Origin of the sequence: Parvibaculum sp. (assembly GCF_035511255.1) — a bacterium.
Taxonomy (GTDB): domain Bacteria; phylum Pseudomonadota; class Alphaproteobacteria; order Parvibaculales; family Parvibaculaceae; genus Parvibaculum.
In genome coordinates this window covers 19,697-35,055 of the sequence record NZ_DATKFR010000240.1, presented here as the reverse complement: position 1 = coordinate 35,055, position 15,359 = coordinate 19,697, and the positions used below count along the sequence as shown (strand labels likewise).

General features: G+C 62.0%; 14 protein-coding genes. 5 read left to right on the top strand and 9 right to left on the bottom strand.

The window, feature by feature from the left end:
• Positions 1-226 precede the first annotated feature (226 nt).
• The gene (locus VMR03_RS09700) at positions 227-1,195 is read left to right on the top strand and encodes a divergent polysaccharide deacetylase family protein (protein WP_325404641.1); all 969 of its coding nucleotides are present in this window, start codon (positions 227-229) and stop codon (positions 1,193-1,195) included.
• Between the two features lie 6 nt (positions 1,196-1,201).
• Here the strand turns inward: VMR03_RS09700 and murI are convergent, their stop codons facing one another.
• From murI to VMR03_RS09685, 3 genes are read right to left on the bottom strand one after another with little or no spacing between them, the layout of a single operon-like run.
• On the bottom strand, positions 1,202-1,999 hold the full coding sequence (gene murI / locus VMR03_RS09695) for a glutamate racemase (protein ID WP_325404639.1): 798 nt from the start codon (positions 1,997-1,999) through the stop codon (positions 1,202-1,204).
• Positions 1,996-3,507 (bottom strand): anthranilate synthase component I, encoded by a 1,512-nt coding sequence (gene trpE, locus VMR03_RS09690; protein ID WP_325404637.1) that lies wholly within the window; start codon positions 3,505-3,507, stop codon positions 1,996-1,998. The genes murI and trpE overlap by 4 nt, the downstream gene beginning before the upstream one ends.
• A 33-nt stretch (positions 3,508-3,540) precedes the next feature.
• The gene (locus tag VMR03_RS09685; RefSeq protein WP_325404635.1) at positions 3,541-5,439 is read right to left on the bottom strand and encodes a peptidylprolyl isomerase; all 1,899 of its coding nucleotides are present in this window, start codon (positions 5,437-5,439) and stop codon (positions 3,541-3,543) included.
• A gap of 218 nt (positions 5,440-5,657) precedes the next feature.
• Between VMR03_RS09685 and tpiA the strand changes: the two genes are divergently transcribed.
• The 4 genes from tpiA to kdsA all read left to right on the top strand — a co-directional run bounded on the left by tpiA (position 5,658) and on the right by kdsA (position 9,535).
• Positions 5,658-6,431, top strand: coding sequence for a triose-phosphate isomerase (tpiA, locus tag VMR03_RS09680; protein ID WP_325404633.1), 774 nt, complete (start codon positions 5,658-5,660; stop codon positions 6,429-6,431).
• A 105-nt stretch (positions 6,432-6,536) separates the two neighbouring features.
• A complete protein-coding gene (gene secG, locus VMR03_RS09675; protein WP_325404631.1) occupies positions 6,537-6,950 on the top strand; it encodes a preprotein translocase subunit SecG in 414 nt (137 codons plus the stop codon).
• Between the two features lie 114 nt (positions 6,951-7,064).
• Positions 7,065-8,693, top strand: a complete 1,629-nt coding sequence (locus tag VMR03_RS09670; protein ID WP_325404629.1) for a CTP synthase — start codon at positions 7,065-7,067, stop codon at positions 8,691-8,693.
• Positions 8,694-8,701: 8 nt separating this feature from the next.
• On the top strand, positions 8,702-9,535 hold the full coding sequence (gene kdsA / locus VMR03_RS09665) for a 3-deoxy-8-phosphooctulonate synthase (RefSeq protein WP_325404626.1): 834 nt from the start codon (positions 8,702-8,704) through the stop codon (positions 9,533-9,535).
• Positions 9,536-9,548: 13 nt separating this feature from the next.
• On the opposite strand, the gene VMR03_RS09660 is transcribed toward kdsA, so the two are convergent.
• The 6 genes from VMR03_RS09660 to VMR03_RS09635 form a co-directional block, all read right to left on the bottom strand.
• Positions 9,549-10,925: a HAMP domain-containing sensor histidine kinase gene (locus VMR03_RS09660; RefSeq protein WP_325404624.1), complete on the bottom strand. Its 1,377-nt coding sequence runs from the start codon at positions 10,923-10,925 to the stop codon at positions 9,549-9,551.
• 93 nt (positions 10,926-11,018) lie between these two features.
• A complete protein-coding gene (gene queF, locus VMR03_RS09655; protein WP_325404622.1) occupies positions 11,019-11,498 on the bottom strand; it encodes a preQ(1) synthase in 480 nt (159 codons plus the stop codon).
• The gene (locus VMR03_RS09650; RefSeq protein WP_325404620.1) at positions 11,498-11,866 is read right to left on the bottom strand and encodes a 6-carboxytetrahydropterin synthase; all 369 of its coding nucleotides are present in this window, start codon (positions 11,864-11,866) and stop codon (positions 11,498-11,500) included. Before VMR03_RS09650 ends, queF begins: the two co-directional genes overlap by 1 nt.
• Complete coding sequence (queE, locus tag VMR03_RS09645) at positions 11,866-12,498, bottom strand: 7-carboxy-7-deazaguanine synthase (protein WP_325404618.1); 633 nt, start codon at positions 12,496-12,498, stop codon at positions 11,866-11,868. The genes VMR03_RS09650 and queE overlap by 1 nt, the downstream gene beginning before the upstream one ends.
• A gap of 5 nt (positions 12,499-12,503) precedes the next feature.
• Complete coding sequence (gene queC, locus VMR03_RS09640; protein ID WP_325404616.1) at positions 12,504-13,214, bottom strand: 7-cyano-7-deazaguanine synthase QueC; 711 nt, start codon at positions 13,212-13,214, stop codon at positions 12,504-12,506.
• A gap of 133 nt (positions 13,215-13,347) precedes the next feature.
• A complete protein-coding gene (locus VMR03_RS09635; protein ID WP_325404614.1) occupies positions 13,348-15,303 on the bottom strand; it encodes a DUF1302 domain-containing protein in 1,956 nt (651 codons plus the stop codon).
• Positions 15,304-15,359: the final 56 nt, after the last annotated feature.

Below are 15,359 nucleotides of genomic sequence, written 5' to 3'. Positions count from 1 at the left end.
TCGCCCAGGAACTGCACGAGATTGTAGGTGAAGCTGTCGTAGTTATCGATCAGGAGCAGCATGATGAACCTATGGCGCGGTAAAACGGACCGCCGGACGGCAAATGGCCGCCTTTGAAGCAAACTTATAGGCCGCAGCGGCGCGGCGGGGCAAGGCGCACGCTTTACGGCCGGAGCCGGGCCGTGCTCGTATCCACTCCTATATAGTGTCCGAGTCGCAGGGTTTCATGCCGCATAGAAAAGCTCTCAAACATATCAGGAAGCTGTGGGCGCAGGCCCAGTTCCGGCGGGATCTGGCGGTCGGCGGCCTTTCCGTCGCCCTCGCGGTCGGTCTTGCGCTTTATTGGCGGGCAGGGCATCAGCCGGCACCGCCGCCGCCTGCCGGTCCCCAGGTGCCGATCGAGGGACACGAGGCACCACCGCCACTGCCGCCCCGGGCCGAAGTGCCCGCGCCGGTCAAGCCGGCCCCCGTCGAGCAGCCGGCCTGGAAGCGCAATGCTGTCGTTCTGGCGACGCCGCCCCGGGCGCCGATGATCGCCATTGTGCTCGACGACATGGGGCCGAACCGCAAGGGTACCGAACGCGCGCTCGACTTGCCGGCGTCCATCACGTTCTCCTTCCTGCCTTATGCGCCCAAGGTTGCGGATTTCGTCAAGGCGGCCCGGGAGCGCGGCCACGAGATCATCGTCCATGTGCCGATGGAGCCGGTGGGCCATGCCGATCCGGGGCCGCATGCGCTGCGCACCGGCGAGACCGACCAGCAGCTCAATGCCGACCTCGTCTGGAACCTCAGCCAGTTCGACGGATATGTCGGCATCAACAATCACATGGGCAGCCGCTTCACGGCCGACGCCAAAGGCATGGCGCTCGTCATGAAGACGCTGAAGGCGCGCGGGCTGATGTTCCTCGACTCGCGCACCACCGCGCAGACGGAAGCCGCGAATGCCGCGCGCGCCGCCGGTCTCCCCACATTGTCCCGCGATGTCTTTCTCGACAATGACGAGGAGGGCACGGAGGTGACGGCGGAACTCGGGCGGGTGGAGGAGATCGCGCGCAAGCACGGCGCAGCCATCGCCATCGGCCATCCGCATGCCGTCACGCTGGACATGCTGGAGAAATGGATCCCGCAAGCCCGCGCCCGCGGCTTCACGCTGGTGCCGCTGACCGCGATCCTGAAATATCACGAGGCGACGTGAAGGCCGTCAGACCGTTGCTGTCAATCCGTCGCTTCTGAGCAACGCCGCGAGCGGCGGCGGGACGGGACGTCCGCTCGTGAAGAGAGCGATGCTCTCGTCGCCCGGTCCCGGTATCGCGCCGTCGAGGATCGAGACGAGCCGCCGTGCGATGGCGGGCGCTGGATCGAGCCACGTCACCGGCCAGGGCGCGACCGCGTTCATCTCGGCGATCAGGAACGGATAATGCGTGCAGCCGAGCACGACGATGTCGGTGCGCTTGCCGTCGATCTCGACGAAGCAGGACGCGATTTCCTGGCGGATGATCTCGCGGTCGATCGCGACGCCGCGCAGCAGGTCTTCCGCGATCGCGGCGAGCCGAGGCGCTGCGACGAGCTGGACGCGCGCCGATTGCGCGAAACTCGCGATGAGCTGGCGCGTGTAGTCGCGTGCGATGGTCGCGGGCGTGCCGAGGACCGCGATGACGCCGGTCTTCGTCTGCTCCGCGGCGGGCTTCACCGCCGGCACGGTGCCGACGAAGGGAATGGTGAATTTGGCGCGAAGCGGGGGTAGCACGAGCGTCGAGGCCGTGTTGCAGGCGATCACGACGGCGGCCGGGTCATGCGCGGCGATGAGATCGCCCATCAGCCGCACGATATGCGCGCTGAGCTCGTCTTCGTTCCAGTTGCCATAGGGAAAGGCCGCGTCGTCGGCGACATAGACGAGGCGCTGCGTTGGCATCAGTTTGCGGATGGCGGCGAGGACGGAGAGCCCGCCGATACCGGAATCGAAAACGAGGACAGGCTTGCCCTCGGGCTCGCCGCTCACTGCCGTCTCCCGCCTCTCGACGCGTAACGTACCGCTTCCTCGGCCGCGCGGAAGAGCGCCTTCGCCTTGTTGACGGTCTCCTGATATTCACCTTCGGGCGTCGAATCCGCCACGACGCCGCCGCCCGCCTGAACGTACATCTTGCCGTCCTTGACGATGGCCGTGCGCAGCACGATGCAGGTGTCCATCTGTCCCGCCGCCGAGAAGTAGCCGACGCAACCGGCATAGGCGCCGCGCTTGTCGAGCTCAAGCTCGTCGATGATTTCCATCGCGCGCACTTTCGGCGCGCCTGAGACGGTGCCGGCGGGGAAGCCGGCGATCAGCGCCTCGATGGCGTCGTAATGCGGGTCGAGTTCGCCTTCGACGTTCGAGACGATGTGAATGAGATGCGAGGTCAACTGCAGCGCGAATTTCTCGGTGACCTGAACGGTGCCGATCTTCGAGACCCGGCCAACATCGTTGCGGCCGAGATCGAGCAGCATCAGATGCTCGGCGCGCTCTTTCGGATCCGCAAGCAGTTCCTCGCCGATTGCCGCGTCCTCGCGCGCATTCTTGCCGCGATGCCGCGTGCCGGCGATCGGCCGGATCGTGACCTCATTGTTGCGGACACGGACGAGGATTTCCGGGCTGGAGCCGACGATCGAGAAATTCTCGAAATTGAGGAAATAGAGATAGGGCGACGGGTTGATGCGGCGCAGCGCGCGGTAGAGCGAGAAGGGCGGCAGCGTAAACGGCGTCTCGAAGCGCTGCGAGAGTACGACCTGGAAAATGTCGCCGGCCGCGATGTAGTCTTTCGCCTTGCGGACCATTTCGTAATAGGTCTCCGGCGGCGTGTTCGATTTCGGCGTCGGCAGATCGTCGGCATTCTCGACCTGATCGACATGCGGCAGAGAACGGTCGAAATCCGAAACGACGTCCGTCAGGCGTTCGCCGGCGCGCGCATAGGCGGCACGGGCGCTGACGCCCGGCTCGGGGCGCACCGGCGTCACGATAGTGACTTCGTCCTTCACGGAATCGAAGACGGCGATGATGGTCGGTCGCAGGAACAAACCGTCGGGCAGGCCGAGCCGATCCGGATTCTGGTTCGGCAGATTTTCGATGAGGCGGATCGTGTCGTAGCCCATATAGCCGAAGACGCCCGCCGCCATGGGCGGTAGGTCGTCCGGCAATTCGATGCGCGATTCTTCGATCAACGCGCGCAGCGAGGCGAGGGCACCGCCGACGCTCGGCTCGAAGGCCTGGGTATCGACCAGAGCCCGGCGATTGATCTCCGGCTTGTCGCCCTGCGTCCGCCAGATCACGTCCGGCTTCAGGCCGATGATCGAGTAGCGGCCACGCGTGTCGCCGCCCTCGACGGATTCGAGCAGGAAGCTGTTCGGCCTCCCATCCGCGATTTTCAGCATCGCGGAGACGGGCGTTTCGAGATCCGCGACGAGCCGTGTCCAGACGACTTGCGCCGCGCCGGAATTATAGATGCGCTCGAAATCCGCGAAAGCGGGTTGAATCATGACGACACCGGCAAGCTCAGGAAAAGACGCGCGTCATTGGGTGTTGTCCACGGCCAGGCTGCGTTCCAGCAACTGAGTGTTGATATTGACGCCGAGTTTTTTCTCGAGGCCCGCGACATAAGTCGTGATCATATCGGTCTGCACGGCGTCGAGAATGTCGTCATGCAACTTCTTGTAGTCCGCCGATTGCGGGTTCGGCTGCGGATCGTTGATCGACTTCACCTGCATCACGAGAAGGCTGTCGCCGAAACCGACCGGGCCGTAGGCAAAGCCGCCCTTTGGTGCGGCGAAGATGCGCGTGACCGCGGTTCGCGAGAAAGTGTCGTTCTCCGAGAACCGCTTCAACTCCGGCGAGTCGAGCGGGCTCCGGCCTACGCTGGTCGCAAGCTTGTCGATGCTCTCGCCCTTGTTACCACGCTCGACCAGCGTCTGTGCCAGCGTGTCGAGTTCGGCCTTGCGCTTCTCCGTCTTCCAGAGCTTGACGACATCGTCGCGTACCGCCGAAAGCGGCTGAAGCTTCGCCGGTTCCACGCCGTCGATACGCACCCAGTAATAGCCACCCTGACCCGTGTCGCCTGGTGGGATCTGGTCGCCTTGTTCGCTTTTGAAGACCGACTCGAGCAGGTCCTTGTATTCCGGCAGGCCCGCAATCTTCTTTCCATCCGCCGTCAGCCCCTTGTCGGACACGCCGGTAAACTTGACGACCTTGAGGCCATTCTTCGATGCGATGTCTTCCAGCGAAGCGCCGCCGGCTCGCGCATCCTCGATGCCGTTCTGGACGTCGTAGACCTGGCTGCGTGCCTTCTCGTCGGCGAGTTCGACGCGGACCTTGTCCTTCATCTGCTCGAAGGTGCTGGCTTTGCCGGGTTCGATCGCGGTCACGTGCAGGATCACCGCGCCGAGCGGGCCCTGTACCGGGTCGCTGTACTGGTCCTGCTTGAGCGCAAAAGCGGCGTCGGCCACGGCGGGCGAAATCATGTCCGCGCGCGCGACCTTGCCGAGTTCGACATCCTTCATGGTCAGGCCGAGTTCGGTCACGATCTTTTCGACCGGCTCGCCCTTCCTGAGGCGCTCGTCGGCGGCCTTGGCGGCCTCCATGGTGGCGAAGGGAATTTGTTGAACCGTGCGCCGTTCTGGAATGTCGTATTCGCCGCGGCGCTGCTCATAGGCCTTGCGCAAATCGTCGTCACTCACCGACAGGGTGGCGGCGAGGTCGGTCGGTTCGAGCACCATGAGCGAGAAGTCGCGTGTTTCCGGCAGGGTGAAGTGGATCGCGGCCTTCTGGTGATAGGCTTCGAGCGTCTTCTCGTCGGGATCCTTGATGTCGCCCACCGCGCTCGGCGGCACGATGATGTAGGAGGCGACGCGCGTTTCCTGCTGATAGGTCGAGATCGCGCCGAGGAGAGTGTCCGGCGCGCGTACGCCTGCCATCAGGACGTCATTGATCTGCGCGCGCTCCAGATAGGCGCGGCGATCGGCGATGAATGCCTTTTCCGTGAGGCCAACCTGCTGGAGCGCCTGACGGAAGGCTGCGCGGTCGAACTGGCCGAAGCCGCTTTGCAGGTTCGGATCTGACGTGATGTTCTTTGCGACAGCCTCGTCGCTCACCGCGAGGCCCATCTGCTTGACGCCGCTGTCGAGAGCCGCCAGCGCGACGAGCCGCGTCAGCGTGGCGTTGACGACGCCGAAGGTCTTCGCTTGCTCGCGTGTCAGAGGCTGACCGAGGCGTTGGGAGAATTGCTTTGTCTGATTATCCAGTTCGCGTTCGAACTGGTTGAGTTTGATCTCCGTACCGCCGACCTTGGCAACGACATCGGACGAGTAGCCGCGGAAAATATCGGCGATACCCCAGACGCCGAAGCTGAGGACCAGAAGGCCCATCAACACTTTCGCGACCCAGCCGCTGGCGCCTCTCCGCAGGGTTTCAAGCATGGGTCGTCTTTCCGTTTCTGAAGGAGGGCATGGCCGGGGGCCGGCCGTTCTGGAAGCGCGGCATGATAGGTGCGGCTCCTTTCCACCGCAAGCGGGCAAAACCCGCTTTCCGATTGATTTTCCTCGCGAAAACGCGTTGGCGAGGAGGCGCCACTCTGGTAAATCCGCGAGCGGCCTAATTGCAAGTTTAACCGGGCTCCCAAAGGCGGGGATAAGTCATGGCGGCAGGAAAGAAAGCACCGCGCATCAAGGCATTGGTCGCGGGTAACTGGAAGATGAATGGCCTGAAGGCTTCAAGGAGAGAAGTCTCGGGGCTTGCCCGACGATTGGCCAAGGCCGGACGGGTCGGATGCGACGTGCTGGTTTGCCCGCCGGCGACGCTGATCTCGTTGCTGAAGGAAGAAGCCAAGGGCTCGAAGATCGCCATTGGCGGGCAGGACTGCCACGCCACGGTATCGGGCGCCCATACCGGCGACATCAGCGCCGAGATGCTCAAGGACGCCGGTGCCGGCTTCGTCATCGTCGGCCATTCCGAGCGCCGCGCCGATCACGGCGAGACCGACACCCAGGTCCGCGCCAAGGCTGAGGCGGCCCACCGGGCGGGTCTCGTCGCCATCGTCTGTGTCGGCGAAACCGAGCAGCAACGCGATGCCGGAGAGACCCTCAAGGTCATCGGCGGACAGCTTGCCGGGTCGCTACCGGATGCCGCCACCGCGAAGAGCACGGTTGTCGCCTATGAGCCCGTATGGGCCATCGGGACGGGCCGGACCCCCACCACAGACGACGTTGCGAAGGTCCATGCGGCCATTCGGGCCGCCCTGGCCAAGCGGTTCGAGGAGGAGGGAGCCGCCATGCGCATTCTCTATGGCGGTTCGGTAAAGCCTTCCAATGCGGCCGAACTTATGGCCGTGCCGAACGTCAACGGGGCCCTGGTCGGCGGTGCCAGCCTCAAGGCCGAGGACTTTTTCGGCATTATTTCGGCCTATATATGACGCCGCGCCGCGGGGCTGGAAACGCAGGCCCGCATGCGCTACAACCCGCCCCGTCGGATCGCCCGAGGCGGCCGCCCAGCCAGAACAGACGGATCGCGAGATAGCATGACCACCATCCTTTTGATTATCCATCTGATGGTTGCGGTGGCGCTTGTCGCCCTGGTGCTGCTTCAGCGTTCCGAGGGCGGGGCGCTGGGAATTGGCGGTGGCGGCGGCGGTCTGATGACCGGGCGCGGCGCCGGCAATGCGCTGACCCGGGCGACGGCTGTCGCGGCGGCTCTCTTCTTCGCCACAAGCCTCAGCCTGGTCGTGATCGCTTCCAGGGGCGGCGCGGGTAACTCCGTCCTCGACAATATCGCGCCGGCACCGGCCAATACGCAGGGGCCCGTCGTCCCGGCACCCTTGGGCTCCGGCCTCGACCAGCCGGCCCCGACTGGGTCCAATACGTCCGGGAATGGTACGCAGGCTCCAGCCGCTCCGGCGGTGCCCAGCGAGCCGAGCGTTCCGCGCGCGCAATAAAAGAACCCGTCCGGGCTCGCCCGGGCAGACGACCCACAGTTATTTTCGTCAGGCAGCCTCACGATGATCGTTTGGCGATCCGAATCGTTTTTTGTTGGTGTACTTTAAGAGCCCATGACGCGGTATATCTTCATCACCGGCGGCGTGGTCTCCTCTCTTGGCAAGGGTCTCGCATCCGCAGCACTCGGCGCGCTTCTTCAGGCGCGTGGCTTCTCCGTGCGGCTTCGCAAGCTCGATCCTTACCTCAACGTCGATCCCGGCACGATGTCGCCTTACCAGCATGGTGAGGTCTATGTGACGGATGATGGGGCGGAGACCGACCTCGACCTCGGACACTATGAGCGTTTCACGGGTGTGCCCGCGACGCGCGGCGACAACATCACCACAGGCCGGATCTATCAGGACATTATCGCGCGCGAGCGACGCGGTGATTATCTCGGCGGGACGGTGCAGGTCATTCCGCATGTCACCGACGCGATCAAGGAGTTCGTCCTCTCCGGCAATGACGACGTCGATTTCGTGCTGTGCGAGATCGGCGGCACGGTCGGCGACATCGAAGGCCTTCCCTTCTTCGAGGCGATCCGCCAGCTCGGCAACGAACTCGAGCGCGGCCAGACCTGCTTCATCCATCTGACGCTGCTGCCCTTCATTCCGAGCGCCGGCGAGATGAAGACCAAGCCGACGCAGCATTCCGTGAAGGAGTTGCGCTCGATCGGCATTCAGCCGGACATTCTGATGTGCCGCGCGGACCGTCCGATCCCCAAGGACGAGCGCCGCAAGATCGCGCTTTTTTGCAACGTGCGCGAGAGCGCCGTCATTCAGGCGATGGACGTCGACACGATCTATGACGTGCCGAACGCCTATCATGCAGAAGGGCTCGACTCCGAGGTGCTTGCCGTCTTCGGCATCAAGGACTCCAAAGAACCCAGCCTCGCGAAATGGAACACCATCACCCACAATATCCGTGAGCCCGAAGGCGACGTCACGATCGCGATCGTCGGCAAATACACCGGTCTCAAGGATGCCTACAAGTCGCTGAACGAGTCGCTGGTTCATGGCGGCATCGCCAACAAAGTGCGGGTCAACATCAAGTGGCTCGAGTCCGAAATCTTCGAGACCGAGGATAGCGCCTATTATCTCGAAGACGTCGACGGCATCCTGGTGCCGGGCGGCTTCGGCGAGCGCGGCAGCGAGGGCAAGATCGCGGCGGCGCAGTTTGCCCGGACCCGCGCCGTCCCCTATTTCGGCATTTGTTTCGGCATGCAGATGGCGGTCATCGAGTCGCTGCGCAACGTCGCCGGCCTCGCGGGCGCGAGTTCGACGGAGTTCGGACCGACCAACGAGCCGGTGGTCGGCATCATGACCGAGTGGATGCAGCAGAACGAACTGGTGCGCCGCGTCGCCAATGGCGATCTGGGCGGTACGATGCGTCTCGGCGCCTATGAGGCGATGCTCAAGGAAGGCAGCCGGATCGCGGAAATCTACGGCACGACATGCATCAGCGAGCGGCATCGCCATCGCTACGAGGTCAATACCAACTATCGCGAGCAGCTCGAAGCGACGGGCATGCTGATTTCCGGCATGTCGCCCGACGGGTTGCTGCCGGAGACAATCGAGATACCGAACCATCCGTGGTATATTGGCGTCCAGTATCATCCGGAGTTGAAATCGAAGCCGTTCGACCCACATCCGCTGTTCCGCTCCTTCATCGAAGCAGCCGTGGCGCAGAGCCGGCTCGTATAGGTCAGAACATGCAGGCGAACGCAGTCGTCAAAGTCGGCAATCTCGAAATCGGCAACGACAAGCCTTTCACGCTGATCGCGGGTCCCTGCCAGCTTGAGACGCGGCAGCATGCCTTCGACATGGCGGGCGGCATCAAGGAGATCACCGACAAGCTCGGGATCGGCCTTATCTACAAGACCTCCTTCGACAAGGCGAACCGCACCAGCCGCAACGCAAAGCGCGGTCTCGGACTCGAACTTGCCATGCCCATCTTCGAGGATCTGCGCAAGGAATTCGGCGTTCCGGTTCTGACGGATGTGCATGAGCGCGAGCAATGCGCGGAAGTCGCGGGCTCCGTCGATGTGTTGCAAATCCCGGCCTTTCTTTGCCGCCAGACCGATCTTCTCGAAGCGGCGGCGCAGACCGGTCTTGCCGTCAACGTCAAGAAGGGCCAGTTCCTCGCGCCCTGGGACATGAAGAACGTCGTCGCGAAGATCGTCGACGCCGGCAATCCGAATGTCCTCGCGACGGAGCGCGGCGTCAGCTTCGGCTACAACACGCTGGTCAACGACATGCGCGCGATCCCGATCATGAAGGAACAGTGCGCATGCCCCGTGGTGATCGACGCCACGCATTCGGTGCAGCAGCCCGGCGGGCAGGGCAATGCATCCGGCGGCGATCGCCGCATGGTGCCCTATATCGCGCGGGCGGCAGTGTCGCTCGGCGTCGGCGCCGTCTTCATCGAGACCCATGAAGACCCCGACAACGCGCCTTCCGACGGGCCGAACATGGTGAAACTCGCCGATCTTGAGGCGCTCCTCACAAATCTTCAGAAATTCGATCGTCTGGCGAAGGCCGCCTGATCCAGAACGCCCTTCAGGCAGCGGCTGAGCTGGTCGCGGCCTTGATTGTCGGGGGCAGGACGAGTGTGGCCGTGGTTCCTTTGCCTCGACTGCTCTGCAACGAGAAATCGGCATGCATGACCTTGGCCAGTTCCTTCACAAGGGCAAGGCCCAGGCCTGTACCCTCATAGCTTCGATTGAGGCCGCTGTCCGCCTGCCAGAATGCCTTCGTCGCGTTTTGAAGCTCTTCCTCGTCCATTCCGATGCCATTGTCCCGCACGCGCAGGACAGCGCCCCCATTCTGCGTCCCGGCTACTTGGACTGTCACGGCACCCCCGGGCGGCGTGAACTTTACGGCGTTCGTCAGAAGGTTGATGAGTATCTGCTTCAGGCGACGCTCGTCCGACTCGATGGCAAGCGCGCCGGGGCCAGGTTTGAAAGTTAGGGAAACTTCGCCTCGTTGCGCTCTTTCACGGACGATAGAGATGCAGTTGGTGCACACGCGCTCGAAATCGATCGGCTGGATCACGAGCCTTTTTTCGTCGAGCTGAATGCGCGAAAGATCGAGTATGTCGTTCACCAGCGAGAGCAGATGTTGGCCCGCTTCGTTGATTGTCTGGGTATATTCCTTGTACTTCTTGTTTTCGAGGGGGCCGAATATCTCCTGCTGCATCATTTCAGAAAAGCCGAGGATAGCATTGAGCGGAGTACGGAGTTCGTGACTCATATTGGCGAGAAACTCGGTCTTCGCCCTGTTCTCGCGCTCGGCTGCCGCATAGAGTTTGGCCTGCGACAGGGCGTCGGAAAGTTTGTGTTCACGGTCATTGGCTTGAGAGCGCATTTCGATAAGACGGCGGTTTACGCGAACGCGCAGGTCCTGCGCCAGAAGGCCAATGACGATCGCCTGCAAATTCATGATCGAAAAATGAACAATTTCGTTCTGGGCGTCCGTGATCGTGGCGGCCAGGTAGAGCCAGACGGCCAAAGTCAACGCATAGGCAATTGCGAGACGTCGGCGAGAAAGAAAGAAGAGACCTACTCCTAAATAGACGAGCGCGAAGTTCGTGGACTGATCTATGTCCTGCATCATCCACATGTGGATCGCGGAGTTCAAAAGGCCGAGGGCGAAGAGAGAAAAGGCGGCATGGTAGGCATGTTTCACGGAGATCCGCCCCGCCCGGGCCAAAAATCCGATGGTGGCCGACAGCAACCCGCTTGCGACGGCAATCAGCGTCATCCGTATGCCTATTGGCGACGGCAGCAGAAATCCATGCAGAACCGAAAAGAGGGCAAAGAGGCTGGCGAGATATATGGAAACCGGAAATACCGACTCGAGCAAAATGGCGTCGAGTTCGTTGCCGACGAGATCTTCCTTTTCAGTTTGCCTGCGAGTCGTGTTCTCGAACCACACTGCGCTTAACTCCTATACGAACGGGGTGCCCCCGTTCGCTGCGGATAATAAGCGGCGCGTGTAAATCAAAACTTAACTAAAATTGCCATTTCATTAACCCCGACCGCGATAGGAGGCAACTCCCTGATCGGGGATCCAGACGCCGGCGGGAAGCTTTCCCGTTTGCCAGAATACGTCGATCGGGATGCCGCCGCGCGGATACCAGTAGCCGCCGATGCGCAACCAGCGCGGGGCGAGCAGCTTAGCCAGGCGTTTGCCGATCGCGACCGTGCAGTCCTCGTGAAAGGCGCCGTGATTGCGAAACGACTGAAGATAGAGTTTCAGAGACTTCGACTCGACGAGCCATTTGCCCGGCACATAGTCGATGACCAGATGCGCGAAATCCGGTTGGCCGGTGACGGGGCAGATCGACGTGAATTCCGGCACCGTGAAGCGGGCGACGTAGTTCGTGTCCGCGTGTGGGTTCGGGACCCGTTCAAGCTCCGCCTTATCGGGGGACGCAGGGATTGCCACGTTCGCGCCGAGCTGCGTCAGCGGGCTTTTCCCCGGTGTTTTCTTGGATGTGCGGGCCATCAGGATTTCTCCGGTCCATCGTAGATGCAGCCTTCGCGGCAGGAGGCGCGGTGAATTTCGACGCGGGTAAGTTCGGGCAGCGGTTTTTCAAGTTCGCGCCAGATCCACGCGGCGATGCGTTCGAGCGTGGGAAGTTCGAGGCCTTCGACTTCGTTCAACAGGCGGTGATCGAGCTTCTCACGGACGCGCATGAGTTCGCGCTCGACGTCTTCGAAATGGCGCACGAGGCCGGTGTTCGGCGCCGGTGTTCCGGACAGCCAGACCACCACACGGAACGAGTGCCCGTGCATGCGGCGGTTCGGATGCCCTTCTTCCGCATAGGGAAGAAAGTGGGCGGCGTCGAAGAAGAATTCTTTATAGATACGCATCAGGGGATACCGATCATCTTGTGTGTTTGGAGCGACAGACGCCATTTGGGATGCGTCAAGCAATAGGCTGTCGCGTTGGCAGTGTTCTTCGCAGCGTCCGGTCCGTCCATGGGCTGCAGGAGGAAATGGCGGAAGGCGAGGGATTCAAAGCGCTCGGGTTTCGCCTTTTCTTGCGGATAGACGAGTTTCAATTCGTCGCCGAAAAGCTGTTTCAGTTCGGCGTCGGCCTTGGGACTGACGCAGATCCAATCGAGGCCTTCCGGCGCGGCGATGGTGCCGTTGGTTTCGACGGCGATCTCGAAGTCGCGCTCGTGCAATGCGGCGATCAATGCGGAGTCGAGTTGGAGCAGGGGTTCGCCGCCCGTGCAGACCACGAAGCGATTCTCACGCGTCTCCGCCTTCCATGTACGCTCGACGGCGTCCGCCAGCAGGTCGGCATCGGCAAACTTGCCGCCGCCTTCGCCATCGGTGCCGACAAAATCGGTGTCGCAGAAGGTGCAGACGGCAGTCGCGCGATCCGTCTCGCGACCCGTCCAGAGATTGCAGCCGGCGAAGCGGCAGAAGACCGCGGGACGGCCGGCATTGGCGCCTTCGCCTTGGAGCGTGTAGAAAATTTCCTTCACCGAATACATGGCGCTCAAGCCTCCGCGGCGGACCAGGCCGCATAACCGTTGGCGCGGAGTTCGCAAGCCGGACAGGTGCTGCAGCCATATCCCCAGTCGTGACGATGGGTGCGGTCGCCGCGGTAGCAGCTATGCGTGTGCTCAATCACGAGTTCGACGAGAGCCATTCCGCCAAGCTGTTCGGCCAGCGCCCATGTGGCGGCCTTGTCGATCCACATCAATGGCGTTTCGATCGCGAACTCGCGATCCATGCCGAGGCTGATCGCGCGTCCGAGCGCCTGCAGCGTGTCGTTTCGGCAGTCAGGGTATCCGGAGTAATCGGTTTCGCACATGCCTCCGACCAGATGCGTCGCGCCGCGTCGATAGCCGAGCGCGGCGGCATAGGTGAAGAAGAGCAGGTTGCGGCCGGGAACGAAGGTCGTCGGCAGGCCGTTTTCAGCCATCTCGATTTCGACGTCCCGGGTCAGGGCCGTTTCGCTGATACGGCCGAGTTCAGGGAGCGAGATCATGTGGTCGGCGCCGAGGGCGGCACCCCAGCCCGCAAACCGCGCCAGTTCTTCGCGCAGACGCGCGCGGCAGGCCAGTTCGACAACATGAGACTGACCGTAGTCGAAGCCGACGGTTTCCACGGATTCGAAGCGGTCGAGCGCCCAGGCAAGGCAGACTGTGGAGTCCTGCCCGCCCGAGAAAAGTACAAGTGCCTTGCCGTTTTTTACGTCCGACATCGAATGTCCGCTCCGTTGCCCGCGTGTTGAACAGGAGGCGGGCCCTTGCGTCAAGCGCAGCAAAAAGCCGTTCCAGGGGGATGCCCTGGAACGGCTTGTCTTGCGAGCCCCGTTTATGGGCCAGGATTTTTCCTCAGAACGAGTAAGAAACGCTCGCCGTGATGAAGTCCTTGTCGGATTCCGAGTTGTACCAGCCGGCACCGAAGTTGTTGGTGTAGCTCAGACTTCCCTTGATGCGGCTCTGATAGTCGGCGGATACGCCGATTTCCGCCGACTTCATGCCCTTCACATAATTGGCAGTGATCGGTCCGGGGGCGTAACCGAGAACGTCGTGCCGCCAGGCGATATAGGGGCTCACCGTCAGCGGGAGGTTCACCGGGTTGCTGTAATCCATCGACAGGATCATTCGATAGCCCGACGAGAAGCTTGTCGCATACTGTGGATTTGTCCGGTCGTTTGCGAGAATGGCCGCAGCATAGGGATTACCTATCGCGCCGATATTGCCACCGCGCGACAGCGGATAGTCGCCTGCATCTGGGACATAGACGAAACCAGCATTGACGATGAAGACGCCGCCATCCGCTCCGAGGAGGTCGGGAATGGGATCGCTGGTGTTAAAGGATGAGATTGTATTGAACTGCCCCTGCCAAGTCTGCAGATCGATGTGTGTTAAGGTCGATTGATTGACGCCAGGCGAATAGGAAAGGTCGCTGAATTTATCCGATGCGCCGCCGGAAAGACCGGAGCTCGCGCCCAGACCATCGATCTGCGACGCATTCATTTGCGTATCCGGCAGAGCCAACGGCATTTTCGGCGTAAGGGTTACTTCACCGGCAAAGGCTACGTCTCCGACGGTCGTGCTGAAGCTCGCGCCGAGCATGTCGATACTGCTGGGGAACTCGAAGAAGTAGGTAGACTCATTTGCACCGTAAGCAAATGCAGCTTGAGCCCCGAGAGACGAACTGCAATCCAGCAATCCGCCCGTTCCTGTGGCCACATCGCTGCAAGCCTGAGCGTAGGTTTTGCTACCGTTGGTGAAGCCGAGAAAGGGCAACCGGCTGCTGTAGCGGACGTAGTAGAAGCCGAGATCAGTCCCGTTCCCCAGATCCTCGGCGTAATAATGGGCTGCAACGCCGAACTGGTTCATGTCGCTTTGCCCTCTATCGCCCGTACGATCGAGCGCAATAGGCACGCCGGTAGGACTGAGCGCCGCTGCAATTGTTGCCGCAACGCTCCCTGGAGCCGCCGCGTAGTCTGGATTATCGACGTTAGGTGCGGAGAGCGCGGGAAGCGAACCTTCGCCGACGATATCGTCCGTCGAGAAGAAGGAGCCGGCGGCGGGCAACTTGCTCTTTTCGTAGCTGAACTGCCAGAAGGCTTCGATGGTGAGCTTGTCCGTGGCCGCGAAGGAGGCGTAGATCATCGGCATCGGCAACATGGCGTTCTTCAGTTCCGAGCCCGGCTGCTGAAGCGCGTTGACATCGAAAGCCTGGAAAGCATTGACCCCGCCGGGGATCAGGAGGCTTTCACCCCAGTTCAGCGCCTGCTTGCCAATGCGCAGCGTTGTCGCATGGCCATCGACGTCCCATTTTCCATAGACGAAGGCGTCGAGGACCGTCAGTTCGCCCTGCATCTGCTGCTGGGCGTCATGCTCCAGCGGGCGAAAATCCATGTCGTTGCGTGCGTAGACGACGTCATAGAAGGCGGTGGGACGAACGAAGACGCCGTAGTTCTGCCACTTGGCTTCCACATCGACCGTTGCTCGCGCAAGCGCGCTGGTGAACGACCACTGGTCGAAATTCAGGTTGCCGTTGTCCGAATTGACGCCCTGTTGGTCGCCTACCGACGTGGCGCAGCCCCCGTTGACGGGATTGATATAGCTGCAATCCCGAGCGCTTGTCCGCATAGTTGCGCCCACCGACACGGTGGTGTCGATCGAGACATCGACGTCACCTACCTTGTAGCTTTCTGCGTGTGCTGGCCCCGCGAACAAGGTTGCCGCAACGGCAGCGCTGTAAAACAGAGATTTCAGTCTAACCCCTTTTGCCTGTTCTGTCGTGACAGGCGACGTTCCCGCCGATACTCTCATTTTGAGGGTTTCTCCCGCTTACTCAGATTCGGAGCCCCCCAGTGGGATCCGAATAG

Bases quoted from the DNA above. Each gene is read 5' to 3' on its own strand.
- VMR03_RS09700 (WP_325404641.1), top strand. From the start codon at position 227: ATGCCGCATAGAAAAGCTCTCAAACATATCAGGAAGCTGTGGGCGCAG.
- trpE (WP_325404637.1), bottom strand. From the start codon at position 3,507: ATGATTCAACCCGCTTTCGCGGATTTCGAGCGCATCTATAATTCCGGC.
- VMR03_RS09685 (WP_325404635.1), bottom strand. From the start codon at position 5,439: ATGCTTGAAACCCTGCGGAGAGGCGCCAGCGGCTGGGTCGCGAAAGTG.
- tpiA (WP_325404633.1), top strand. From the start codon at position 5,658: ATGGCGGCAGGAAAGAAAGCACCGCGCATCAAGGCATTGGTCGCGGGT.
- secG (WP_325404631.1), top strand. From the start codon at position 6,537: ATGACCACCATCCTTTTGATTATCCATCTGATGGTTGCGGTGGCGCTT.
- VMR03_RS09670 (WP_325404629.1), top strand. From the start codon at position 7,065: ATGACGCGGTATATCTTCATCACCGGCGGCGTGGTCTCCTCTCTTGGC.
- kdsA (WP_325404626.1), top strand. From the start codon at position 8,702: ATGCAGGCGAACGCAGTCGTCAAAGTCGGCAATCTCGAAATCGGCAAC.
- queF (WP_325404622.1), bottom strand. From the start codon at position 11,498: ATGGCCCGCACATCCAAGAAAACACCGGGGAAAAGCCCGCTGACGCAG.
- VMR03_RS09650 (WP_325404620.1), bottom strand. From the start codon at position 11,866: ATGCGTATCTATAAAGAATTCTTCTTCGACGCCGCCCACTTTCTTCCC.
- queE (WP_325404618.1), bottom strand. From the start codon at position 12,498: ATGTATTCGGTGAAGGAAATTTTCTACACGCTCCAAGGCGAAGGCGCC.
- queC (WP_325404616.1), bottom strand. From the start codon at position 13,214: ATGTCGGACGTAAAAAACGGCAAGGCACTTGTACTTTTCTCGGGCGGG.
- VMR03_RS09635 (WP_325404614.1), bottom strand. From the start codon at position 15,303: ATGAGAGTATCGGCGGGAACGTCGCCTGTCACGACAGAACAGGCAAAA.